The sequence below is a fragment of the Kitasatospora sp. NPDC050543 genome (assembly GCF_044457565.1).
Lineage (GTDB): Bacteria > Actinomycetota > Actinomycetes > Streptomycetales > Streptomycetaceae > Kitasatospora.
The window spans coordinates 87,479-106,037 of the sequence record NZ_JBITGZ010000025.1 but is presented as its reverse complement, the minus strand read 5'-3'; the positions used below and the strand labels follow the sequence as shown (position 1 = coordinate 106,037).

Sequence of the window (18,559 nt, the reverse complement as noted above, 5' to 3'; positions counted from 1 at the left end):
CCACCACTGTGTGGGACACCCCGGGGGTGTTGTCCACGAAATTGGTGATCAGCCAGTTCAGGTTCTGTGCGGCCTGGCTCATCTGACTCAACTCAACGCTCCTGATGCTCTGCGCCGTTGCCTGGGCCGCCGTTGCGGCCGGCCCCGTTACCGTCCCCCTGGACCCCGAAACTATCGAATCCGCCCTGCTGAGCACCATGGGCGAAGCCACCCTGGTTGACCACTGGCATGCCCTGCCCGGCGGTCTGCTCGACTCCGGCCCGACGGCCCTGCTGGATTCCGCGCCGCAGGTTGGTGAGCCGGCCGCGCACCTCCTCGGGGGCACGTGAGACCTGCGGACCGGTCAGCGGCGCCGCCTCGGCGGTGCCGGAGACCAGGTTGGCCTGCGGGGTCCGGCGCGGCAGGCCCGAGGTGGTCAGCCCGCTCGTCGAGGGCTCGCGGACCTGCTCGGCCCGGCGCCAGCGCTCGTCGTTCGCGGACGGACGCCACGGCGCCTCACCGGCGGCCTGCTGGGCCTGCGCCTGGGCCTGCTGGGCCTGGGAGTGCTGCTGGCCCTGCTGCTGGTGCGGCATCTGCTGCGGCCGGCCCTGGGGGGCCTGCTCGTCGAAGCCGGGCGCGGTGGTGCCGGGACGCTGCGGCCGGTAGCCGGCCGCGAGGCCCTGCGGGTCGCCGGGCTGGGGCTGCCAGCCGGCCGCGGCGGGCGCACCGCCGGGGATCTGCGCGCCGTCGGACGGGCCGGTCGGCAGTGCCATCGGCTCCTGGCGGACGGGCTCCTGGCGCACCGGCTCCGGACGGGCCGGGTTCGGCACGCTCGGCAGGACGGGCTCCACCAGGCCGAGACCCAGCGGGTCACGCGGGTCGATCTCGCTGGCCTCGAAGCGCGGGCGGGCGAACTGCGCGGTGGTCTCCACCGCCGGCTCGACCGGAGCGGGCTGCTGGGCCGGCTGAGCCTGCGGGGCCTGCTGGCGCTGCGGCAGCGGACGCTGCGGCATGCCCTGACCGCCCTGCGGGCCACCCTGGCCACCCTGGCCCGGCCGGCGGCCGGCCTCGGGACCCTGACCGGGGTTCGGCTGACGGCGGCCGGGACCGTCCTGCGGACGGGCGCCGGGGCGGCCACCCTGCTGCTTGCCGGGCCGCTCACCGCGGGCGGCCTGGTCGGCCCAGCCGGGCTGCGGCTGCTCGGCCGTCCGCGAGCCCGGCCCGTCCAGGTTTTCGGCCCCGGGGCGCCGGCGTTCCTGGCCGGGACGCTGGGCGCCCGGCGGCAGGCCCGGGCCCTGCGGCTGGCCGGGGTTCTGGCCACGGCGGGGCAGGCCGCCGCCGGTGCGGCCGGCGGGCGCGCCCTGCGGCTGCTGGCCCTGCTGGGGAGCCTGCGGACGCTGCTGGTTCGGGCGCTGCTGGTTGGGCCCCTGCGGGCCGCCCTGCGGCGGGTTCTGGCGCAGCGACTGGCCGGCCTGGCGGGTCGGCAGCCCGGGGGCGCCGCCGGGGCGTCCGCCCTGCGGGCCGGGGCCGCCCTGGCCGAGCTGCGGCCGGCCGGTCGGGGCACCGCCCGAGGGGCCCTGGGGGAGCGCGGCGGCCGGTCCGGTGCCGGGCATCTGGCGCTGCTGGCGCGGCGTCGGGGCCGCGCTGCGCTGCTGCTTGGCGGCGGCGCCGCCGGGGCGGGCGCCTCGCCGGTCGGAGGAGTTGGTGACGTCCACCGGGAGCATGACCAGCGCGGTGGTGCCACCGGAGTCGCTGGGGCGCAGCTGGATGCGGATGCCGTGTCGCAGGGACAGGCGGCCGACCACGAACAGACCCATGCGGCGGGAGACGGAGACGTCCACGACCGGCGGGTTGGCCAGCCGCTCGTTGATGTCGGCGAGGTCGTCGGGGCTCAGACCGATACCGGTGTCGTGGATCTCGATCAGCACCCGGCCGTCCGGCAGGGCGTGACCGGTGACCCGGACGCGGGTCTGCGGGCTGGAGAACGAGGTGGCGTTCTCCAGCAGCTCGGCGAGCAGGTGGACGAGGTCGTTGACGACGCGGCCGGCGACCTCGGCCGACGGCACGGCGGCCAGCTCGATGCGCTCGTACTGCTCCACCTCGGAGGCGGCGGCGCGCAGCACGTCGACCAGCGGGACGGGGCGGGTCCAGCGGCGGCCCGGGTCCTCACCGGCGAGGACGAGCAGGTTTTCGCCGTTACGGCGCATACGGGTCGCGAGGTGGTCCAGCTTGAAGAGGCTGGCCAGCTGGTCCGGGTCCGCCTCGCGGCTCTCCAGCTCGGAGATCAGCGACAGCTGGCGCTGGATGAGGCCCTGGCTGCGGCGCGAGAGGTTGGTGAACATCGCGTTGATGTTGCCTCGCAGCAGTGCCTGCTCGGCGGCGAGGCGGACGGCCTCGCTGTGCACCATGTCGAACGCGTGCGCCACATGGCCGATCTCGTCCGTCGAGTCGACGCCGACGGGTGCGACGGTGACGTCGACGTCGTGCGGGTCGCTCTCGGAGAGGGTCTTGACCAGTTCGGGCAGCCGCCGCTCGGCGACGTCCTCGGCCGCGGTCTGCAGACGGGTCAGCGAGCGCACCATCGCGCGGGCGATCAGGGCGGCTCCCGCGACGGCGACGAGCAGCACCAGGGCGACGGCGCCACCGGTGATCAGGGCCTCGGTGTCGGCGGCCGACTGGAGCTCCTGGGCCTTGCCGTCGAGCTCCTCGATCAGCCGGCTCTCGATCCGGCGCTCCGCGGTGATCTTCGTGGTGGCCTGGTCGTACCAGCCCTTGTAGGTGCGGATGTCGGTCTGGCGGATACCGCTCTGCTGGAGGATCGAGCGCGAGTAGCGGTCCGCGTCGGCGATCACGTCGTTGTAGCTCAGCTGACCCCGGAGGTTGTCGAGGTCGTGCGAGGTGTAGATCGCGTTGAAGTTGCCGATGGCGTTGTCGTACGTGGCCCGCAGACGGATACCGAAGGACTCGTCGCTCAGGCTGAGGTTGGGGCCGGCCTTGTTGGCGAGCGCGGCGCTGATCAGCGCACGCTGCTGCGAGGTGACGTCCTTGGCCAGCGAGAACTGCTGCAGGGCGCGGGTGGAGCGGACCAGGTCGGAGTTGTTGGACGCGAGGGCGATGTCCTGGGTGATGCCCAGGAGGTCCCTGATGATCACGTCGTAGGCGGTGACCGTCGCCTGGATGTTCTCCGTGTTGTTGTACGCGTCGCGGCGGGCGTCGGCGATCAGGTTCAGGTCCTTGCGGACCTGGAGCAGCAGCGCCTTTCCACCGGCGAGCTCCAGGTTCTCGAACTTGTCGGCGGAGGCGGTGAAGGTACGGCTCAGGTCGTCCGTGGTCTTCTGCGCGGCCGCGACGTCGTCGTCGCTCTGGAGGCCCTTGGTCAGCGGACCGGCGCTGATGTCCCGTTCGGTCTGCAGCGAGTCGGCGAGGTTGGTCGCCTTCTTCGCCAGGTCGGACAGGTTGGCCATCTGGGCGAGCTGCTGCGAGGACTCGAGCGACGTCTGGATGCGCAGGCCACCGAGGGCGAGCGCGACCAGTACGGGGAGCGCGAGCAGCGCGATGAGGCGGGTCCGGATGCGCCAGTTGCGCATGGCGAACCTGCTGATGCCGGTCGCCCGGCGGCGGATCAGGGTCTTGCGGAGCCTGGACCGGTTGGACTTGTCCTCGGTCGGCTCGCCTCCCTCTCCGCGGGCGGTGTCCGGCTTGTCCGGATCGGCGGGCCTTCCGGCCGTCCGGTCACCCGGGCCACCGGAGGCCGCCGCCTGGAGGGGGGCTACTGCGGGCTCTCGCGACTCCGGGTCACCCGCGGCGCCGCTACCCCTTTTGAAACGTCCCTGCACTGGCGTCGCAACCTCTTGACCGGGCGTCCTGCCACGTTGCCGTGACCTGGACGGTGTCGAGTTTCCATCCGCACCCCGGCCGGTCCGGGAGAGCGGGTTCTACCGGGGCGGACTGCTCCATTCCCACGGTCCGTGGCATTCCAGCACAGCGGGGGAAGTCCAACAAGGGGAGCCAGTTACCCGCGCCGGGCGCTACCCAGAGCGTGCGGTGATACACGGACTGTGGGGTAACCGGAGGGGAATACCGCCCTTTTCGGACACTCGCCAGATACATGCCAAGCAGACCACAGATCAACAAGAGTCGGAAGGCTTCCCGATTGACCGATATGGGCAGTTTGCCGGTTAATTCCGAAGCGGCGGTATGTCTGGAATGTCGCAATCCATCGGCAAATTGTGAGGAAACTCACAGGCCAATGTGTAGCTTTGGTTACGGCGACTGTGGAATGAGATACCTAATCTGTGCTGTAGCAGTGGGCAGGGCCTCCGTCGGCCTGCCCGGAATCGCTGCGACCAGAACACTGCCACCCAGAAACACAGCGGCCGGCGCATTCCGTCGGCCCCGAGCCCCAAGGTGTGACGCGATGTCCCAGTCGGCGAAGAAGGCCATGAAGTCCACGCTTGCCTGCCGCCCGACGGCGAACCCGCGGCGTACGACGCTGGCCTCGGTCGAGGACTTCAGCCAGATCCCCGGCGCCCGCCGGTCCGAGGACGTCCTCACCTACTCCACCCAGCTGCCGGCCAGCACCGCCAACCCGCGCCGCACCGTGCTGATGGTCGCGCCGGTGGTCGCCGTCCCGCAGGACTGAACCCGCCTCGGCCCGGAGGGCGCCGCGTCCGCTCCGGCGGCTGCGGCGCCCTCCGGCGTGTCCGGCCGGGGCGGACGGCCGGTGCCCCGCGGGCGACCGCGGGCGGCCGGTGGGCGGCCGCTTCCGCGGGCGGGCGTGCACCACGCTGAACAGGCGCAGAGCGGGCCGCCGCAGGCTCACGCGATAGCCTGGGGGGCGATTGAGCGGGGCCGCGTCAACACCGCGGCCCGCCAGCGCCCGGGCGCGCCCCGGGCGGCCGACGAAGCGAGGGGTAGCCCAACCGTGCGCATTGCCAGGTTTTCCGTCCGGGAGGGGAGTCCTGCCGCGGGCAGCGTCTCCTTCGGCGTGGTCGAGGGTGACACCTCCCAGCCCGAGTCTCTCGTTGTCCACGCCCTGGCCGGCCACCCCTTCGGCCAGCCGCAGCTGAGCGGTGAGAGCTACCGCATGCAGGACGTGCGGCTGCTGACCCCGATGCTGCCCAACAAGATCGTCGCGGTCGGCCGCAACTACGCCGCGCACGCCGCCGAGCTCGGCAACGACGTCCCCGACGTCCCCCTGACCTTCTTCAAGCCCTCCACCGCGGTGATCGGCCCGACCGAGTCCATCGCGTACCCGCCGTTCTCCTCGGACGTCCAGCACGAGGCCGAACTCGCCGTGGTGATCGGCCGGATGTGCCGCGAGGTCCCGATCGAGCGGGTGCCCGAGGTGATCTTCGGCTACACCTGCGCCAACGACGTGACCGCCCGTGACGTCCAGCAGCGCGAGGGCCAGTGGGCCCGCGCCAAGGGCTTCGACACGTCGTGCCCGCTCGGCCCGTGGATCGAGACCGAGCTCGACCCGAGCGACCTGGCGGTCACCTGCACCGTCAACGGTGAGCTCCGGCAGGCCGGCCGGACCTCCCAGATGGTCCGCTCGATCGCCGAGCTCGTGGTGCACATCTCCGAGGCGATGACCCTGCTCCCGGGCGACGTCATCCTCACCGGCACCCCGGCGGGTGTCGGCCCCATCAACGTCGGCGACGAGGTCGCCGTCTCCATCGAAGGCATCGGCACTCTCGCCAACAAGGTGATCAAGCGTGGCTAACACTTCCGCGGACCTGGACCCGACCGTCCGGGTCCGCTTCTGTCCGTCCCCGACCGGCAACCCGCACGTGGGCCTGGTCCGCACCGCACTCTTCAACTGGGCCTTCGCCCGCCACCACGGCGGCAAGCTGGTCTTCCGGATCGAGGACACCGACGCGGCCCGCGACTCCGAGGACTCCTACAACCAGCTGCTGGAGGCCATGCGCTGGCTCGGCTTCGACTGGGACGAGGGCCCCGAGATCGGCGGTCCGCACGAGCCGTACCGGCAGTCCCAGCGGATGGACATCTACGCGGACGTCGCCCGCCGGCTGCACGAGGCCGGCCACGCCTACGAGTGCTACTGCAGCACCGAGGAGCTCGACGCCCGCCGCGAGGCCGCCCGCGCGGCCGGCAAGCCCTCCGGCTACGACGGCCACTGCCGCGAGCTGACGGCCGACCAGGTCGCCGTCTACAAGCTGGAGAACCGGCAGCCGATCCTGCGCTTCCGGATGCCCGACCGGACCCTGGCCTTCGACGACCTGGTCCGCGGCTCGCTCAGCTTCGAGCCCAAGGACGTGCCGGACTACGGCATCGTCCGGGCCAACGGCGCCCCGCTGTACACCCTGGTCAACCCGGTGGACGACGCACTGATGGGCATCACCCACGTGTTGCGCGGCGAGGACCTGCTCTCCTCCACCCCGCGTCAGATCGCGCTGTACGCGGCGCTCGCCGAGATCGGCGTCGGCAACGGCACCACCCCGCGCTTCGGTCACCTGCCGTACGTGATGGGCGAGGGCAACAAGAAGCTCTCCAAGCGCGACCCGCAGGCCTCGCTCAACCTCTACCGCGAGCGCGGCTTCCTGCCCGAGGGGCTGCTGAACTACCTCTCGCTGCTGGGCTGGTCGCTCGCCGAGGACCGCGACCTGTTCTCGATGGACGAGCTGGTCGCCGCGTTCGACATCGCCAAGGTGAACGCCAACCCGGCCCGCTTCGACCTGAAGAAGTGCGAGGCGATCAACGCGCACCACGTGCGCGAGCTGGCGCCGGAGGACTTCGTCCGCCGCCTGGTGCCCTACCTTCAGGCCGCCGGTCTGCTGCCGGCCGAGCCCGCCGCCGAGCAGCTGGAGCTGCTGGCCAAGGTGGCGCCGCTCACCCAGGAGCGGATGGTCGTGCTGAGCGAGATCGTCAACATGGCGGGCTTCCTCTTCGTCGACCCGGCCGACTTCACCCTCGACCCGGACGACGCGGCCAAGGTGCTGACCGCCGACGCCCGCCCGGTGCTGGAGGCCAGCGTCAAGGCGCTGGAGGAGCTCGCGGACTTCACGCCCGAGCCGATCCAGGCCGCGCTGCGCGAGGCGCTGGTGGAGGGGCTGGGCATCAAGCCCAAGTTCGCCTTCACCCCGCTGCGAGTGGCCGTCACCGGCCGCCGGGTCTCGCCGCCGCTGTTCGAGTCGATGGAGCTGCTCGGCCGGGCCGAGACGCTGCGCCGGCTCACCGCCGCGCTGGCCGCCGTCCCGGCGGTCTGACCCCTGCTGGTCCCGGTCCTGCTCCCGCGCCGCCCGGAGCGCCCCCTGGGCGGCGCGGGAGCGGCCGGCTCGGTGCACGCCGCAAGGGGCGTTCCAGGGCCGCTCCCAGCAGCGCTCCCGGCGGCGACGAGCCGCGCCGGCACCGGTTGCGGGCCTGGTCAACGACCGGGCACGCGCCCGTCCGCGGTCTGCCTGCGGTTATCGATTTTGGAGCGACGCCCGGCATCGGGTAATGTTCTTTCTGCGCCGCCCGGGAGGGAACGGCGAGGGACCAGAAACCTCGTCAGCACCAGACCGCAGGCGCAGCACCGAGGAGGCCCGCAGGGGTTGAACTCTGGTGGGGTATGGTGTAATTGGCAGCACGAGTGATTCTGGTTCATTTAGTCTAGGTTCGAGTCCTGGTACCCCAGCGCAGTACAGCAGTATCCAAGTGGTAACAAGCAGTACAAGCCCCCGTTGTGTAGCGGCCTAGCACGCTGCCCTCTCACGGCAGTAGCGCCGGTTCGAATCCGGTCGGGGGTACTGATCCCAAAAGGGATCGCCAAGAAATGCCCCCGTTGTGTAGCGGCCTAGCACGCTGCCCTCTCACGGCAGTAGCGCCGGTTCGAATCCGGTCGGGGGTACTGATCCCGTAAGGGATCGCCAAGAAATGCCCCCGTTGTGTAGCGGCCTAGCACGCTGCCCTCTCACGGCAGTAGCGCCGGTTCGAATCCGGTCGGGGGTACCAGAGCAGGTAGGCCGATGGGCAAGCCCATCGGCCGAGCGCTTTGTTGGGGTATGGTGTAATTGGCAGCACGAGTGATTCTGGTTCATTTAGTCTAGGTTCGAGTCCTGGTACCCCAGCCAGAGAATTGATGCCCCGGTTCCCCGGGGCATTTTGCATTTCCGGCGCAATTGGCCGGGACGGCCGGAAGGGCCCCGCTCGGACGCGAGCGGGGCCCTTCCGGTCTCTGGTCGGTCGCCGGGGTGGAGTTCAGCCCCGGCGCAGGGCCTCGGTGAGCCGGTTGGCGGCTTCGATGATGGCCTGGGCGTGGAGGCGGCCCGGGTGCCTGGTGAGGCGCTCGATCGGGCCGGAGACGGAGACGGCGGCCACCACTCGGTTGGAGGGGCCGCGCACGGGAGCCGAGACGGACGCCACGCCCGGCTCGCGCTCACCGATGGACTGGGCCCAGCCACGCCGCCGTACGCCGCTGAGCGCGGTGGCGGTGAACCGGGCGCCCTGGAGGCCGCGGTGGAGCCGCTCGGGCTCCTCCCAGGCGAGCAGGACCTGTGCTGCCGAGCCGGCCTTCATCGGCAGGGTGCTGCCGACCGGGACGGTGTCCCGCAGGCCGGAGAGCCGCTCGGCGGCGGCTACGCAGATCCGCATTTCGCCCTGTCGGCGGTAGAGCTGTGCGCTCTCGCCGGTGACGTCGCGCAGGTGGGTCAGGACCGGGCCCGCGGTGGCGAGCAGCCGGTCCTCGCCCGCCGCGGCGGAGAGTTCGGAGAGTCGGGGGCCGAGGATGAACCGGCCCTGCATGTCCCTGGTGACCAGGCGGTGGTGTTCGAGTGCGACGGCGAGTCGGTGGGCGGTGGGCCGCGCCAATCCGGTGGCGGCGACCAGCCCCGCCAACGTGGCGGGGCCCGACTCCAGTGCGCTCAGCACCAGAGCGGCCTTGTCGAGAACGCCGACGCCGCTAGAGTTGTCCATGCGTTGATACTGCAGTCTCATTCCGCGAGACGCAAGTTCAATCTTCCCGGAAAAGCGCCACTCTGGATGAAGCAGCCCGGGAGACACCCTCGTCGGCGCCGACGGATTCGGCGCGCGCCGGGGCCACCGATCCGGCGTGCAGGTCGCCCGGGCGAGCCTCACCAGAGCGGTACGGGCAGTGACCTCGAACACACGAGAAGGCCGGCAGAGCGGCCGGCTGGAGGGAACCCTGATGGGACGGACACTCGCAGAGAAGGTCTGGGACGACCACGTCGTACGGCGCGCCGAGGGCGAGCCCGACCTGCTCTTCATCGACCTGCACCTGCTCCACGAGGTGACCAGCCCGCAGGCCTTCGACGGTCTGCGCCTGGCCGGCCGCAAGGTCCGCCGCACCGATCTCACGATCGCGACCGAGGATCACAACACGCCCACCCTCGACATCGACAAGCCCATCGCCGACCCGGTCTCCAAGGTGCAGCTGGAGACCCTGCGCCGCAACGCGGCCGAGTTCGGGGTCCGGATCCACTCGCTCGGCGACGTCGAGCAGGGCGTCGTCCACGTGGTGGGCCCCCAGCTGGGACTCACCCAGCCCGGCACCACCGTCGTCTGCGGCGACTCCCACACCTCCACCCACGGCGCGTTCGGCGCGCTGGCGTTCGGCATCGGCACCAGCCAGGTGGAGCACGTGCTGGCCACCCAGACGCTCCCGCTGGCCCCGTTCAGGACCATGGCGATCACCGTCGAGGGCGAGCTGCCCGCGGGCGTCACCGCCAAGGACCTGATCCTGGCGATCATCACCAGGATCGGCACCGGCGGCGGCCAGGGCTACGTCCTGGAGTACCGCGGCTCGGCCATCCGCAGCCTCTCCATGGAGGCTCGGATGACCATCTGCAACATGTCCATCGAGGCGGGCGCCCGGGCCGGCATGATCGCCCCGGACCAGACCACCTTCGACTACCTCCAGGGCCGCCCGCACGCCCCCCGGGGCGCCGACTGGGACGCCGCCGTCGAGTACTGGCGGACCCTGGTGACCGACGAGGACGCGGTCTTCGACCACGAGATCTTCATCGACGCCACCGAGCTGACCCCGTTCGTCACCTGGGGCACCAACCCCGGCCAGGGCGCACCGCTCGGCGCCGACGTGCCGGACCCGGCCTCCTTCGCGGACCCGCAGGAGCGGGTCGCCGCCGAGAACGCGCTGAAGTACATGGGCCTGGAGGCCGGTACGCCGCTGCGCGAGGTCAAGGTGGACGCCGTGTTCGTCGGCTCCTGCACCAACGGCCGGATCGAGGATCTGCGCGCCGCCGCCGCCGTCCTGGAGGGCCGGAGCGTCGCCGAGGGTGTGCGGATGCTGGTCGTCCCCGGCTCGGTGCGGGTCGCTCTGCAGGCCGTGGAGGAGGGCCTGGACAAGGTCTTCACCGCCGCCGGCGCCGAATGGCGGCACGCGGGCTGCTCGATGTGCCTGGGCATGAACCCGGACCAGCTGGCTCCCGGTGAGCGCTGCGCCTCCACCTCCAACCGCAACTTCGAGGGCCGTCAGGGCAAGGGCGGCCGCACCCACCTGGTGTCGCCCCAGGTCGCCGCCGCGACCGCGGTGCTGGGCCGACTGGCCGCGCCCGCCGATCTGTCCGACAACGTCGCCGTGGAGGCCTGAGCAGCATGGAGAAGTTCACCACCCACACCGGCAGGGCCGTTCCGCTGCGCCGCAGCAACGTCGACACCGACCAGATCATCCCGGCCCACTGGCTGAAGAAGGTCACCCGGTCGGGCTTCGAGGACGGGCTGTTCGAGGCCTGGCGCAAGGACGAGTCGTTCATCCTCAACCAGCCCGAGCGCGTGGGCGCCACCGTCCTGGTGGCCGGCCCCGAGTTCGGTACCGGCTCCTCCCGTGAGCACGCCGTCTGGGCGCTGCAGAACTACGGCTTCCACGCCGTGATCTCCTCCCGCTTCGCCGACATCTTCCGCGGCAATTCGCTGAAGAACGGCCTGCTCACGGTGCTGCTCCCGCAGGAGACGGTGGAGCGGCTGTGGGCGCTCACCGAGGCCGACCCGAGCGCCGAGATCACCGTCGACCTCCAGGCCCGCGAGGTGCGCGCCGAGGGCGTCACGGCCTCCTTCGAGCTGGACGACAACGTCCGCTGGCGTCTGCTCAACGGCCTGGACGACATCAGCATCACGCTCACGAACGAGGCCGACATCGCGGCGTTCGAGGCCACTCGTCCGGCGTTCAAGCCGCGCACGCTGCCGATCCCCTGAGAACCCCGCTTTTGACGCCGTGCCGGATGGCCCGCCTCCCCCTCGGGGGGGCGGGCCATCCGCCGTTCCGTGCCCGAGTTACGCGCCGGGGCGGCCGCGGATAGTTGAGCGTCATTGCCGTGACAGGGCCCGGCGCAGCACAACTCCGCGCAGATGGCACAATCAGTACATGCACCGGCACCATGAACCTCCGTACGCGGGCGGCGAACCCGCGTCGTCGGAGTCGACGGGCCGGGGAGTCGAACGCCGAATTGACGACCGGCCGGACGGCGCCACCTCACCTGCTGAGGAGCCGGACGAGTCGGAAGTCGCAGCGCTGTACGCGCTTGTGGCCGAGCGGTTGAAGCAAGCTCACGCACGCGTCCATGCGCTGAACGTGTCTGCCGATGCAAAGACCGCTCTCACCCGTCAACTGCTGATCGTCACGGAGACCGCCAAGCGCGATCTTCCGGAGGCGGCCCGGCGGTTGAGTCGCTTTGTGCAGGACCTCGACGAGGGGCGCCCGCCCGTCCGCTGAGGTCGCCGACGCGCAAATCCATTGCGACACTAGGGTGATTCGCGCGTTTGGTAATTGAAAGTCCGCAGATACATACCTAACGTGCGAAATGAACGGATGGAATCATCCGGCGCCCGTTTCCGAAGGGGAAGACGTGAACAAGGCTCAGCTTGTCGAAGCGGTGGCCGAGCAGCTGGGCGGTCGCAAGGCTGCCGCAGAGGCCGTCGACGCAGTGCTCGACACCATGGTGCGTGCCGTTGTAGCGGGTGACCGGGTGTCGGTCACCGGTTTCGGCACTTTCGAGAAGGTGGAGCGCTCCGCGCGCTTCGCCCGCAACCCGCAGACCGGCGAGAAGGTCAAGGTCAAGAAGACCTCGGTGCCCCGCTTCCGTCCCGGCCAGGGCTTCAAGGACCTGGTCAGCGGCAGCAAGAAGCTGCCGAAGGAGGGCCCGTCGGTGAAGAAGGCCCCCAAGGGCTCCCTCACCCCGGGCAAGTCCGGTGTGGCCGCCACCGCCGCCGCGAAGCGTGCCGCCACCAAGCGTGCCGCCTCGGCCGCCGCCGCTGCCCCGGCCGCGGCCAAGAAGGCCGCCGCGAAGAAGACGGCCACCACCGCCGCCGCCAAGAAGACCACGGCGACCGCGGCCAAGAAGGCGACGGCGGTCAAGAAGACCACCACCGCCGCCGCCACCAAGAAGGCCACCGCCGCCGCCACCAAGAAGGCGGCTCCGGCGAAGAAGGCCACCACCACCGCCGCCGCGAAGAAGACCACGGCGACCGCCACCAAGAAGGCGGCCGCGGTCAAGAAGACGGCTCCGGCGAAGAAGACCGCCACCCGTAAGACCACCACGCGCAAGACCACCGCGAAGTAGTCCGCGCTCCTGGCCCGCCGACGACCTGTCAAGGTCGTGAGCCGTGGCGGCCCGCTCATCCGGAATTCCGGGGGCGGGCCGCCACGGCTCGTTTGCGTGCGGGGCCGGGTGTTGACGGCCGACAACCGGGTCGGGTGCGGCCGGCGGTGATGTCCGGCGCCTCCTGGAACCGCTTCGGCTGCGCTCCGCCGCCGACCCGGCTCAGGCCCCGTTCCGCGTCAGTTCCGTTCGACCGGAATCTCGTAGGCGATCTCCCAGAGCGCCTCCGGTACGACGATGTCGGCGGTTTCCACCGGCCGTCCGTCGAGGTCGTAGTACGTCCGCTCGATCACCGTCACCTGGTCGCCGGTGGAGATTCCCAGCAGATGCGCCTGTTCCTGGGTGGCGCGGGCCGGGCGGGGCACCTCGACGGCGAAGTCCACCGTGACGCCGATGGTCGCCATCCGCTCGACCACGCCCCGGCCCGAGAGCGGGCCGAGTTCGGGCAGCAGGACCGGAGTGCCGGTGGTGACGGCCATCGGCTCCCAGCTCTCGGAGAGCTGCGCGGGCCGCCCGTCGGCGAGGAACTCGTAGCAGGTGCGCACCGTGGGGTCGCCGGTGCCGATGCCCAGCCGGCGGGCGATGTGCTCCGGTGCCGGCGTGCGCGCGTAGCTGTTGGCCTCCCAGCTGCCGGTGCGGCCCCGGTCGCGCAGTTCGGCGCGCAAGGGTGAGTCCCCACGCCGCTCGCCGTGGCGGGAGCGGACCATCCGGTGGCGCTCGGGCGGGGTCCTGACGTAGGTGCCGGAGCCCGCGCGGCCCTCCAGCAGGCCCTCGGTGATCAGCCGCTCCTGTGCCCGCTGAAGGACGTTGGCGCCGACCCCGTAGGCCACCGCGAGCTGTGCGCGGGACGGCAGGCGCTCCCCGGGGCGCCACTCGCCCTCGGCGATGCGCCGGCGCAGGTCGTCCGAGATCCGAAGGTACGGGGGCACCTCTGAGGGCATCTGGCTCTCCCGGCGGCAGGCTCCGTCCCTGGCGAATGCGGCAGGGCGGGTGATTCAGCGTTGACAAATCTAATGCATCAGGTGGAATCTAATGCTTTAGATTCACGTTCTGTAACTGTCTGTTGGCGGGGAGAGTCGTTGCGTGCGCACCACCAGGGCGTTTGACCTCGCGATCCGCCTCGCCGCGGCCACCGGCACCCGGGTGCGCCTCACCCGCCGCCCCGAGGGCGGCTACCGGGTGGACGCGCCGCTGCCGCAGGAGCTGTCCGAGGAGGCCCACGAGGCCGTACTCGACGCGCTGGCCGCCGCCGACCGCTACGGACACCGGTACACGGACGAGGCCCAGGCCGTCTGGGCCGAACTCGACGAGGCAGGGGAGCAGCCAGGGTGAGCAGCAAGAGGCGGGGTACGGCCGTGACGGTGGAGATCGAGGACATCACCGGGCCGGCGACGTTCAGTCAGCTGCCCGACGCGTTGAACGCGCTGTGGCAGGCCCTGCGGGTGCTGCCGCTGGGGTGGGTCCAGCACGAGGCGTACCGCTACTTCCTCGGGCCTGACGCGGTCGAGCGGGTGGCGGCATTCCTGGAGCGCGACGGCCAGTTGAGACTGACGTTCAGCATGGCGGGCCGGCTGCACACCGTCAGCGTCCGGCCGGCCTGAGGCCCGGCGGGTGCCGTGGGCCGGGCGACCCCGGCGGCTCAAGCTCAGGGGGCGGGCGGCTCGGGCCGAGGGTCAGGCGGCCGGGTCGGGGAAGGTCTGCAGGGTCAGGAAGACCACCCGGCGGGCCTCGCCCTCGCCCTCGGTGCGGATCCGCACCCGCTGGCCGGGGCGCAGCAGCCGCAGACCGCCGGCGTCGAAGGCGGCCGCGTCGAAGGGCACCGGAGTCCCGTCGTCGAGCAGCACGGAGCCCGCGCGGGTGTCGGGGTCGAAGGTGAACGCGGTGGCCTGCATGGGAGCAGCATAGCGAGCGCTCCGTGCCCTGCCGCGGGCCGTCGGCGCCGGGCGGGCAGCACGGGGCCGGTGACAGCGTGAGGGCGCCGAGGGGCCGGTGACGTGGTGGCGGGCCCGCTCAGGCGAGCGCCGCGGCGGCGGCCGCGGTGTACGGGCCGACGCCGAGGGCGAGGGCCTGCGCCAGGTCCTCGCCGGTGTCGACGTCCCGGCGCACCGAGGGGACGTCCGCCAGCCGCAGCTCCCGTGCCCCGCCCGCCGCGTGGCGGGCGCGGGAGCCGCCGCCGAAGGCCGGGCGCAGCGCACTGCCGGGGGAGCAGGCGAGCAGGGTGGTGCCGATGCCCGGGCTGTCGGCGAGGAAGGCCCGGCCGCCGTGGGGCACGGCGGCCAGCACCCGGGCGAGTTCGGCGCTCCGCAGTGCGGGCAGGTCCGCGGAGAGCGCGGCCAAGGGCGCGTAGGGGGCCAGGGAGCGCGCGTACGCGGCGCCGTGCGCCAACGCGGTGTTGAGGCCGCCGCCGGGTTCGTCCCCGAGCACCACTGCGCCGAGCGCCGCCAGCCGGTCGCCCGCCGCGCCGTCCCGGGTGACCACCAGGACCCGGGACACGCCCGGGCAGTTCAGCGCCGCGTCGACGGTGTCCAGTGCGAAGCAGAGTGCCAGGTGGGCGCGGTGGGGCCCGGCGAAGGGGGCGAGCCGGCTCTTGGCGAGCGCGAGCGGCTTGAGCGGGAGTACGAGCGACCAGCCGTCGGCGGGTGCGAGGGGCGCGGGAGGGCCGCTGGGGCGTACCGTGTGCTGGGTCATCGGCGCCATTGTGGCGCCGGTCCCGGAGCCCCCGCCAGGCTGCGCTGCCCGGTCTGACGTGCGATTGGTCACGTGAGCCGGGCCGGTCAGGGGGGCCGCTCGACAGCCGGTGACCGGCCGGGCGAGACTGTTGCGCGCCCGCGACCCGGGCGCCGGCCCCCGCCGAGCCGGGGACGCCGGGAGGCGACCGACCTGCGGCACCCCACGTGCCGCACCTGACGAGGAGGACCTGGGGTGGCCCGCCGCTCGTACGCGCGCTTCGGCAACGCCGACTACGGCATCTGGTACCGCTTCGCGGCCGTGCTGGTGAAGCCGGTGACGACCGCGCTGGTGAAGCCGGACTGGCGGGGCTGGGAGCACCTCCCCAAGGAGGGTGGCTTCATCGCCGCGGTGAACCACAACTCGATCATCGATCCGGTGGTCTACGCACACTGGCAGTACAACAGCGGCCGGCCGCCGCGGATACTGGGCAAGGCCGCGCTGTTCTCGGTGCCGTTCATCGGCTTCATGCTGCGCAAGACCGGCCAGATCCCGGTGTTCCGCGAGTCCACCGACGCCGCGCAGGCGTTCCGGGCGGCCATCGACGCGGTGAACGCCGGGCAGTGCGTGCAGTTCTACCCCGAGGGCACGCTCACCCGGGATCCCGACCTGTGGCCGATGACCGGCAAGAGCGGCGTCGCCCGGGTCGCGCTGATGACCGGCGCGCCGGTGATCCCGGTGGCGCACTGGGGTGCGCACGAGATCATCCCGCCGTACGGCCGGGGTGGCTCCGGCAAGGGCAAGTTCAACCTCTTCCCCCGGCACAAGGTGGTCGTGGCCGCCGGTCCGCCGGTGGACCTGAGCCGCTATCAGGGCCAGGAGCTGACCGCGCAGGTGCTGCGGGAGGCCACCGAGGACATCATGGCGGCGATCACCGAGGTGCTGGCCGGCATCCGCGGCGAGCGGGCGCCCGCCGAGCGCTACGACATGCGCACCGCCTCCCGGGCCCGGGCCACGGCCGCCGCCGCCAAGCGGGAGCGGGCGGCCGACGGCCCCGCCGCAGGCCGGGCCGGGAACGACGACAGCACCACCGAGGAGAGCAGCAAGTGACCCGTTGCGCCGTGTTCGGTACCGGTTCGTGGGGTACCGCGTTCGCGATGATCCTCGCCGACGCGGGCTGCGAGGTGGCCCTGTGGGGCCGCCGTCAGGAGCTGGTCGACGCGATCAACGCGACGCACGTCAACCCCGACTACCTGCCCGGCGTCACGCTCCCGGGCGCGATCCGGGCGACCACCGACGCGGCCGACGCGCTGGCCGGCGCGGAGTTCGCGGTGCTGGCGGTGCCCTCGCAGACGCTGCGGGAGAACCTGGCCGGCTGGGCGCCGCTGCTGGAGCCGCAGACGGTACTCGTCAGCCTGATGAAGGGGATCGAGCTCGGCACCGCCAAGCGGATGAGCGAGGTGATCGCCGAGGTCGCCGGGGTGCCCGCGGAGCGGGTGGCGGTCGTCAGCGGTCCCAACCTGGCCCGGGAGATCGCCAACCGGCAGCCCGCCGCGAGTGTGGTGGCCTGCGCCGACGAGGTGGTCGCCAAGCGCCTCCAGACGGCCTGCCACACACCGTACTTCCGCCCGTACACCAACACCGACGTGGTCGGCTGCGAGCTGGGCGGGGCGGTCAAGAACGTGATCGGCCTGGCGGTCGGCATGGCGGACGGCATGGGCCTGGGCGACAACACCAAGGCCACGCTGATCACCCGCGGCCTGGCCGAGACCACCAGGCTCGGGCTCGCGCTCGGCGCGGACCCGTACACCTTCGCCGGGCTCGCCGGGATGGGCGACCTGGTCGCGACCTGCTCCTCGCCGCTCTCGCGCAACCACACCTTCGGGACCAACCTCGGGCGCGGGATGTCGCTGGAGGAGACCATCGCGGCCACCAAGCAGACCGCGGAGGGCGTGAAGTCCTGCGAGTCGGTGCTCGACCTGGCCCGGCGCAGCGGCGTCGAGATGCCGATCGTCGAGGCCGTGGTGGACGTGGTACACAACGGGCGGCCCACCCAGGAGGTGTTGGCCGCGCTGATGGCGCGTTCGGCGAAGCCGGAGCGCCGGTGACGTCGGCCGCGGCGGCGCGTACCACTCGCGAAATGGCTCGCACGGTAGTCTCATGCCCGATATGAGCATCGAACAGACCCCCCCGAACCAGTCCGCTGCCGCCGCCAAGCCGCGCGTGGCGATCGTCTTCGGCGGCCGCAGCTCCGAGCACGCCATCTCGGTCTCCACCGCGGGCAGCGTGCTGCGCTCCATCGACCGTGACAAGTACGAGGTGCTGCCGATCGGCATCACCCATGAGGGCCGCTGGGCACTGGTCAGCGACGAACCCGCCCGGATGGCCATCACCGACGGCGTGCTGCCGGACGTCGCGCAGGTCGCCGAGTCGATCGAGGGCCAGGTGGCGCTGCCGCTCAGCCCGGACAGCCGCGAGGTGGTCTGGAGCGAGCCGGGTGCGGTGCCGAAGGCGCTCGGCGAGGTCGACGTGGTCCTGCCGCTGCTGCACGGCCCGTGGGGCGAGGACGGCACGCTGCAGGGCCTGCTGGAGCTCTCCGGCGTGCCGTACGTCGGCAACGGCGTGCTGGCCAGCGCGGTCGGCATGGACAAGGAGTTCACCAAGCGGATCCTGGAGTCGCACGGGATCGGCGTCGGCAGCTACACCGTGGTGCGCCCGCGCGAGTGGGAGTCCGAGGCCGGCCGCGCGGCCGTCCGCGAGCGGGTCGCAGGCCTCGGCCTGCCGCTGTTCGTCAAGCCCTGCCGGGCCGGTTCCAGCATGGGCATCACCAAGGTCAAGGACCTCGCCGAGCTGGACGCCGCGATCGACGGGGCGCGCCGGCACGACCCCAAGGTGATCATCGAGGCCGGGGTCTCGGGCCGTGAGATCGAGTGCGCGGTTCTGGAGTTCGAGGACGGCCCGCGCGCCAGCGTGCCCGCTGAGATCCTGGTCGGCGGCGGCTACGAGTTCTACGACTTCGAGGCCAAGTACATCGACTCCTCCGAGGTGCAGATCCCGGCCCGGCTGACGGCCGAGGAGACCGCCGAGATCCAGCGCCAGGCGATCGCCGCCTTCGAGGCGCTCGACTGCGAGGGCCTGGCCCGGGTCGACTTCTTCCTGCTCGAGGACGGCAGCTGGATGTGCAACGAGATCAACACCATGCCCGGCTTCACCCCCATCTCGGCCTACCCGAAGATGTGGCAGGCCAGCGGCCTGGCGTACCCGGAGCTGATCGACCGCCTGCTCCAGGCCGCGCTGCGCCGTTCGACCGGCCTGCGCTGAGCCCGCACGCGAGGGGC

Annotated in this window: 17 protein-coding genes, 5 tRNA genes and 1 pseudogene; 17 read left to right on the top strand and 6 right to left on the bottom strand. The window is 72.0% G+C overall.

The genetic code is table 11. The features are described from left to right. Both ACIBH3_RS26725 and ACIBH3_RS26720 read right to left on the bottom strand, forming a co-directional pair. Positions 1–82, bottom strand: a pseudogene (locus tag ACIBH3_RS26725) (roadblock/LC7 domain-containing protein); the annotation flags it as partial. A 10-nt stretch (positions 83–92) separates the two neighbouring features. After that, the gene (locus tag ACIBH3_RS26720) at positions 93–3,566 is read right to left on the bottom strand and encodes a nitrate- and nitrite sensing domain-containing protein (RefSeq protein WP_396314619.1); all 3,474 of its coding nucleotides are present in this window, start codon (positions 3,564–3,566) and stop codon (positions 93–95) included. An 830-nt stretch (positions 3,567–4,396) separates the two neighbouring features. On the opposite strand from ACIBH3_RS26720, the gene ACIBH3_RS26715 reads away from it, so the two are divergent. The 8 genes from ACIBH3_RS26715 to ACIBH3_RS26680 all read left to right on the top strand — a co-directional run bounded on the left by ACIBH3_RS26715 (position 4,397) and on the right by ACIBH3_RS26680 (position 8,054). After that, complete coding sequence (locus ACIBH3_RS26715; protein WP_396314618.1) at positions 4,397–4,621, top strand: hypothetical protein; 225 nt, start codon at positions 4,397–4,399, stop codon at positions 4,619–4,621. Between the two features lie 282 nt (positions 4,622–4,903). Next, positions 4,904–5,704 carry a fumarylacetoacetate hydrolase family protein gene (locus ACIBH3_RS26710; protein WP_396314617.1) on the top strand — a complete coding sequence of 267 codons (801 nt, stop codon included), beginning with the start codon at positions 4,904–4,906 and terminating at the stop codon, positions 5,702–5,704. Next, complete coding sequence (gltX, locus tag ACIBH3_RS26705; protein WP_396314616.1) at positions 5,697–7,208, top strand: glutamate--tRNA ligase; 1,512 nt, start codon at positions 5,697–5,699, stop codon at positions 7,206–7,208. The genes ACIBH3_RS26710 and gltX overlap by 8 nt, the downstream gene beginning before the upstream one ends. A gap of 338 nt (positions 7,209–7,546) precedes the next feature. Then, positions 7,547–7,618 (top strand) — tRNA-Gln (locus ACIBH3_RS26700). A gap of 39 nt (positions 7,619–7,657) precedes the next feature. Then, positions 7,658–7,730, top strand: a tRNA-Glu gene (locus ACIBH3_RS26695). A 28-nt stretch (positions 7,731–7,758) separates the two neighbouring features. Continuing rightward, positions 7,759–7,831 (top strand) — tRNA-Glu (locus tag ACIBH3_RS26690). Positions 7,832–7,859: 28 nt separating this feature from the next. Beyond that, a tRNA-Glu gene (locus ACIBH3_RS26685) sits at positions 7,860–7,935 on the top strand. A gap of 44 nt (positions 7,936–7,979) precedes the next feature. Further along, positions 7,980–8,054, top strand: a tRNA-Gln gene (locus tag ACIBH3_RS26680). Between the two features lie 127 nt (positions 8,055–8,181). Here ACIBH3_RS26680 and ndgR read toward each other — a convergent pair. Beyond that, complete coding sequence (gene ndgR / locus ACIBH3_RS26675) at positions 8,182–8,895, bottom strand: IclR family transcriptional regulator NdgR (protein WP_148642806.1); 714 nt, start codon at positions 8,893–8,895, stop codon at positions 8,182–8,184. Between the two features lie 232 nt (positions 8,896–9,127). On the opposite strand from ndgR, the gene leuC reads away from it, so the two are divergent. The 4 genes from leuC to ACIBH3_RS26655 all read left to right on the top strand — a co-directional run bounded on the left by leuC (position 9,128) and on the right by ACIBH3_RS26655 (position 12,515). Continuing rightward, complete coding sequence (leuC, locus tag ACIBH3_RS26670; RefSeq protein ID WP_396314615.1) at positions 9,128–10,549, top strand: 3-isopropylmalate dehydratase large subunit; 1,422 nt, start codon at positions 9,128–9,130, stop codon at positions 10,547–10,549. Positions 10,550–10,554: 5 nt separating this feature from the next. Then, positions 10,555–11,151 (top strand): 3-isopropylmalate dehydratase small subunit, encoded by a 597-nt coding sequence (gene leuD, locus ACIBH3_RS26665; protein WP_396314614.1) that lies wholly within the window; start codon positions 10,555–10,557, stop codon positions 11,149–11,151. A gap of 169 nt (positions 11,152–11,320) precedes the next feature. Continuing rightward, positions 11,321–11,668 carry a hypothetical protein gene (locus tag ACIBH3_RS26660; RefSeq protein ID WP_396314613.1) on the top strand — a complete coding sequence of 116 codons (348 nt, stop codon included), beginning with the start codon at positions 11,321–11,323 and terminating at the stop codon, positions 11,666–11,668. Positions 11,669–11,801: 133 nt separating this feature from the next. Beyond that, positions 11,802–12,515, top strand: a complete 714-nt coding sequence (locus tag ACIBH3_RS26655; RefSeq protein ID WP_396314612.1) for an HU family DNA-binding protein — start codon at positions 11,802–11,804, stop codon at positions 12,513–12,515. A gap of 218 nt (positions 12,516–12,733) precedes the next feature. Here ACIBH3_RS26655 and ACIBH3_RS26650 read toward each other — a convergent pair whose 3' ends face one another. Then, complete coding sequence (locus tag ACIBH3_RS26650) at positions 12,734–13,495, bottom strand: GntR family transcriptional regulator (protein ID WP_396314611.1); 762 nt, start codon at positions 13,493–13,495, stop codon at positions 12,734–12,736. A gap of 142 nt (positions 13,496–13,637) precedes the next feature. Between ACIBH3_RS26650 and ACIBH3_RS26645 the strand changes: the two genes are divergently transcribed. Next, positions 13,638–13,886, top strand: coding sequence for a hypothetical protein (locus ACIBH3_RS26645; RefSeq protein WP_396314610.1), 249 nt, complete (start codon positions 13,638–13,640; stop codon positions 13,884–13,886). Beyond that, positions 13,883–14,155 carry a hypothetical protein gene (locus ACIBH3_RS26640; protein ID WP_396314609.1) on the top strand — a complete coding sequence of 91 codons (273 nt, stop codon included), beginning with the start codon at positions 13,883–13,885 and terminating at the stop codon, positions 14,153–14,155. The genes ACIBH3_RS26645 and ACIBH3_RS26640 overlap by 4 nt, the downstream gene beginning before the upstream one ends. 72 nt (positions 14,156–14,227) lie before the next feature. Here the strand turns inward: ACIBH3_RS26640 and ACIBH3_RS26635 are convergent, their stop codons facing one another. Together ACIBH3_RS26635 and cofC are read right to left on the bottom strand one after the other, a co-directional pair. Beyond that, on the bottom strand, positions 14,228–14,446 hold the full coding sequence (locus ACIBH3_RS26635) for a hypothetical protein (RefSeq protein WP_396314608.1): 219 nt from the start codon (positions 14,444–14,446) through the stop codon (positions 14,228–14,230). A 118-nt stretch (positions 14,447–14,564) separates the two neighbouring features. After that, positions 14,565–15,242, bottom strand: a complete 678-nt coding sequence (gene cofC, locus ACIBH3_RS26630) for a 2-phospho-L-lactate guanylyltransferase (RefSeq protein ID WP_396314607.1) — start codon at positions 15,240–15,242, stop codon at positions 14,565–14,567. A gap of 234 nt (positions 15,243–15,476) precedes the next feature. On the opposite strand from cofC, the gene ACIBH3_RS26625 reads away from it, so the two are divergent. The 3 genes from ACIBH3_RS26625 to ACIBH3_RS26615 all read left to right on the top strand — a co-directional run bounded on the left by ACIBH3_RS26625 (position 15,477) and on the right by ACIBH3_RS26615 (position 18,542). Then, positions 15,477–16,331, top strand: coding sequence for a lysophospholipid acyltransferase family protein (locus ACIBH3_RS26625; protein ID WP_396314606.1), 855 nt, complete (start codon positions 15,477–15,479; stop codon positions 16,329–16,331). Then, positions 16,328–17,329, top strand: coding sequence for an NAD(P)H-dependent glycerol-3-phosphate dehydrogenase (locus ACIBH3_RS26620; RefSeq protein ID WP_396314605.1), 1,002 nt, complete (start codon positions 16,328–16,330; stop codon positions 17,327–17,329). Before ACIBH3_RS26625 ends, ACIBH3_RS26620 begins: the two co-directional genes overlap by 4 nt. Before the next feature lie 61 nt (positions 17,330–17,390). After that, positions 17,391–18,542 carry a D-alanine--D-alanine ligase family protein gene (locus ACIBH3_RS26615; protein WP_396314604.1) on the top strand — a complete coding sequence of 384 codons (1,152 nt, stop codon included), beginning with the start codon at positions 17,391–17,393 and terminating at the stop codon, positions 18,540–18,542. Positions 18,543–18,559 lie beyond the last annotated feature (17 nt).